This is a genomic window from Acinetobacter sp. YH12249, from assembly GCF_013417475.1.
GTDB lineage: Bacteria > Pseudomonadota > Gammaproteobacteria > Pseudomonadales > Moraxellaceae > Acinetobacter.
This window is the reverse complement of the sequence record NZ_VPDX01000058.1, coordinates 1-4,393: the sequence shown is the minus strand read 5'-3', so window position 1 is coordinate 4,393 and position 4,393 is coordinate 1. Positions and strand designations below refer to the sequence as shown.

Below are 4,393 nucleotides of genomic sequence, written 5' to 3'. Positions count from 1 at the left end.
ATGAAATCCAGCAGCGCAGATCGGAAGTAAACAACCTGAAAAAATACAGTTTAGATCTATCAAAATGTGATGGGAAAACATGCGTTAAAGTGATGACAAAACAATGTGGCTATGGGAAAAATGGCGATTATTGTGTGATTGACCCTAAATAATTGCCGCTGGTACTTTGCTCTGCTCCTCCCAAACCTATCAGATATTTAGTGTCGCAAAGTGGCTCGACTTTGAAACATGGCAAAAGCCATATTTCAAAGCATCGAGCTAAATTTTGATTTTTTATGTCATATCAATTTGCAAAGAATAAAGGCACTCTTAGATACTAAAAAAAGGAATTAAAAATGAGAAAACATTTGATTTTCCTAAGTTTTATAGTAATGGTTTTCATTTTAGCTATGGTTATTAAGATCGAAAATGATCAGAAAAAAAGGCAAGAGTTAAGTAAATTGGAGTTAGTTAAAAAGAAAGTTAATTAAGCAAAAACTGAGTTATACTTTTTTGATAACGATAATAACTAAGCCCAGAAAGCGCCTAATCTCAGCACTGCACCTGCTGGGATTTTTTTTATTTAAATATCTGATATAGTGGTACTTATATAAAATATTATAACTTAGGTGGTCCATGCCTAGCCTAACTCTCAAAGCCACATCAAAAAGATGCTTCGAGCCTAAAGTTCTAATGATTCTAATCGAGTGTCTGCCTGATGAACAAAGGCCTCCTATCAAAGAGTTATTAACCTCTTATCCTGTAGAAATTAAACTAAATCTAACTCCAGAAGTCTTAGAACCCACTATCGAAAAAATACTAAAACGCTTAGGCAGAGCATTTATTATCAGTAAGTAGATCAGTTCTGAAGTTTTCTTAAAATTAACATAATATAACTGTTTTTTCCTTCAATATCATTATATTAGAGATTGCCGCCTTGAATCATAGAGCAACAGGGCGGCAACTTTTCTATTTTTTATGTTCTACGGTTTTAATTAGATATTTTAATAATTAAATTCATTCCAGTAAGAACCGAGCGAGTGTCTACGAGCGATCACCTGGCATTAAAATTTTGCCCCTGCCTTTTCCCTGATTACAAGCCCCCCCTTTGCTTCTTAACGAAAGATATAGAGCATCCCGAAGGGTGCGAACTGTATTAATTAGAATCTAAACGAGCGAAGCGAGCATAAAGATTACTGAGCGAAGCGAAGGCCTAGTTTCTTTTTTTATTAAATCCTCAACTTCTATTTAAAAAAAACAGCCCCTCAACCGAGCTTTAGCGAGGTTAAAACGTCCGAGCTTTAGCGAGGGCATAGGGCTGTTTTCCATGCTCACTTATGCTTTTATATATATTTTAAAGCTTTTAAATGCTTTTAGACACTCTTAAACCCTTACTACAGAAGGGTTTCAAGCCCTATAAAAGGACATTTAGTCGGTTATAAAAGGACATTTAGTCGGTTATAAAAGGACATTTAGTCGGTTATAAAAGGACATTTAGTCTTGATTTAAGGACTTAATTAATATTGACCTTTTAATGATAACTTTATACAGTGTCCTTACTTTGAATAATAATATGCTTTGAAGATGAAGAATGAGCTTGTTGTGAAAGATAACGCATTAATGAACGCTAGTTATAATTTAGAAGTAACCGAACAGCGCTTAATACTTCTTGCAATCATTAATGCAAGACAAACAGGTAACGGTATAACTGCTGATAGTAAGTTAGAAATACATGCTAATGATTACGCTAGTCGTTTTAATGTTAGTAACGATGGTGCTTACAAAGCACTGAAAAGTGCTGTTCTAAACCTGTTTGATCGTCAATTTTCATTTAAAGAAGAAGATAAAAAGGGAAATGTAGGAACTGTTAAGTCTAGATGGGTAAGCCGTATTAAATATATTGATGATTCAGCTACATTAGAAATCACTTTTGCACCAGATGTAGTGCCTTTGATTACAAGACTTGAGCAACAGTTCACTAGTTATCAACTTAAGCAGGTCACACAGCTTACAAGTAAATACGCTATTAGGCTTTATGAGTTAATCATTGCTTGGCGCGAAGTTGGCAAAGTTCCACAAATTGAGTTAAGTGACTTTAGAAATAGAATTGGGCTTGAAAATACTGAATATACAGCGATGTGTGATTTCAAAAAGCGTGTATTAGAACCAGCAATCAAACAAATCAATGAACATACAGACATCGTAACAACTTATGAGCAACACAAAAAAGGGCGTTCAATTACAGGCTTTTCATTCAAATTTAAGCAAAAGCAAATAAGAACTGAAGTTAAAAAAGACAAAAATATAGGAGATTTTTTTAACCGAATGACTGATTCACAACGTCTTAAGTTTGGATCTAAACTTGCCTATGATGAGCGTGTACAAAGTGAGTATAGCCACTTAATTGGTACTGGAAATTATGAACAATTCGGACAACTTTTAGCTGAAATGCTAGCAGAAAAAAGACACTTTGAAATGTTCTTTCCTTTGCTTGTAGAGCATGGTTTTAACGTATAAAAATAAAAACTAATTACACTTAAGATTAAATAACTCTCTATCTCTGTCTTCTGTTAAATACTCGTTGAGTTCAGCGAGTATTTTTTCTTTATTGGCTTCATTGGCATTCATTTTTTTAATCAAATAAGAACCGAGCAAAATTTTGCGTCGAGTATCATCTTTTCTTTCCTGCTCTTTTTGTTTTGATTTTTCTCTAGCTTCGATAGCCTGTTTACGAGCCTTTAACTGTTTCAACTTTTCCAACTGGGCTTCAATTTTCTTTTCGAGATTTTCAGCAGCTTTTGTCATGATTCAGATTTCGGGATATAGAAAACCACTCAAGCATAAGGCCCTATGAATTGAAATTCAAGCGGGCTATATGCTATCGTGTTTTTCATGAAATGCGCACTTACGACTTGGATTTCATCCAAGTCAAAGTTTGCGTAAGGGGATTCCCCTTAACCCCAAAAAATTGCTACGCAATTTTTAAAAGCAAAAGCAAAACCATCACAAGGCTAAGGCATGGCAATTTATCACTGTACGACCAAGACCATTAACCGAAGTTCTGGACGAACTGCGGTAGCATCTATGGCCTATCGTGCAGGAGAAAAATTGACAGATGAACGGACAGGATTAACGCACGACTTTACGAGAAAAGAAGGTGTGGCTTATACCGAAATTATCTCGAACTTAGATACTCAAATTGATCGTGCCGAACTCTGGAATCTGGCGGAAAAAATGGAAAACCGCAAAGATGCCAGAACCGCTAGAGAATGGGTTATTGCTTTACCTGATGAATTGGACGAAGAACAACGCAAGGAACTCGCTAAAGACTTCGCCAAGTCCTTAGTAGATCGCTATGGGGTGGTCGCAGATTTAGCGATTCATGCACCCAGCAAAGGTGGAGATGATAAAAACCATCATGCACATATCTTGCTAACAACTCGCAAAGCAGAATTGGACCCTGAAAATAAATTAGTCCTTACTCAAAAAACGGAAATTGAACTAAGTAACACCAAAAGAAAAAGCCTAGGCATGGGAACAAGCCAGGAAGAAATTAAACAGATTCGAGCCACCTGGGCAAACTTAGCCAATCATGCTCTGGAATATGCAGGGTATCGGGAAAGAATCGACCACCGCAGCTATGCCGATCAGGGCAATCAGCTACAAGCCACCATACATGAAGGCAGCAAAGTCACCCAGATGCGTAGGAAAGGCATAGATACTGAGATCAGCCGTTTCAACGACACAATCAAACAGCAGAACAGCCAGCAGCTCCAATACCAACAACAGCACAAGGAAAAGACCTTAGAACAGGGTTTTAACCGTGTTGAACAAGGGTTTGAGCAATGGAAGAAAGATCAAGAAGCTAAACGCCTAGAACTGGAACATAAAAAGCGGTTAAAGCTACAGCAAGAACAAGCTATGAAGCTGAAACAACGCAAAAGCATGAATAGAAATGGGCCTTCCCTATGAGCAATCAAAACGATTTAGACGACCAGTTATATATTTTATTAGCTTCGATGAAGGAATACAGGGAAGCCATAGCAGACGATAAGAAGCGATTAGAGACATTTTACACCCAAGTAGCTAGTGGGGTACTAGATAAGGCTGAAAAGTCACTACAGGAGACAAATAAACAAGCTATAGGGGCATTAAAGAGCCGTATTGAGGAGTTAGATAAAGCAACTAGCCGTCTTAACTATCAATTTATTGCCGTGTTTGCCAGCGCCTTTGTAGCGTTGGTAATGGTGCTGTTCTTGGCGTTATTTTTATTTGTCCCAAGTATGGATGAAATCCAGCAGCGCAGATCGGAAGTAAACAACCTGAAAAAATACAGTTTAGATCTATCAAAATGTGATGGGAAAACATGCGTTAAAGTGATGACAAAACAATGTGGCTATGGGAAAAATGGCGA

The 4,393-nt window shown here is 37.1% G+C and carries 4 protein-coding genes; 3 read left to right on the top strand and 1 reads right to left on the bottom strand.

Annotated elements, in window-relative coordinates:
- Positions 1-1,563: 1,563 nt before the first annotated feature.
- Positions 1,564-2,496 (top strand): replication initiation protein RepM, encoded by a 933-nt coding sequence (repM, locus tag FTV25_RS15655; protein ID WP_179995818.1) that lies wholly within the window; start codon positions 1,564-1,566, stop codon positions 2,494-2,496.
- Between the two features lie 9 nt (positions 2,497-2,505).
- Here repM and FTV25_RS15650 read toward each other — a convergent pair whose 3' ends face one another.
- A complete protein-coding gene (locus tag FTV25_RS15650) occupies positions 2,506-2,784 on the bottom strand; it encodes a mobilization protein (RefSeq protein WP_180009818.1) in 279 nt (92 codons plus the stop codon).
- 213 nt (positions 2,785-2,997) lie between these two features.
- Here FTV25_RS15650 and mobQ point away from each other — a divergent pair, with 213 nt between their 5' ends.
- Together mobQ and FTV25_RS15640 are read left to right on the top strand one after the other, a co-directional pair.
- On the top strand, positions 2,998-3,951 hold the full coding sequence (gene mobQ, locus FTV25_RS15645; protein WP_180004498.1) for a MobQ family relaxase: 954 nt from the start codon (positions 2,998-3,000) through the stop codon (positions 3,949-3,951).
- On the top strand, positions 3,948-4,393 hold a 446-nt coding region (locus tag FTV25_RS15640), incomplete at its 3' end, for a hypothetical protein (RefSeq protein WP_180029616.1). The genes mobQ and FTV25_RS15640, both read left to right, overlap by 4 nt.

What these genes read in the sequence shown, in the direction of transcription:
- repM (WP_179995818.1), top strand. Translation starts at nt 1,564, where the DNA reads ATGAAGAATGAGCTTGTTGTGAAAGATAACGCATTAATGAACGCTAGT.
- FTV25_RS15650 (WP_180009818.1), bottom strand. Translation starts at nt 2,784, where the DNA reads ATGACAAAAGCTGCTGAAAATCTCGAAAAGAAAATTGAAGCCCAGTTG.
- mobQ (WP_180004498.1), top strand. Translation starts at nt 2,998, where the DNA reads ATGGCAATTTATCACTGTACGACCAAGACCATTAACCGAAGTTCTGGA.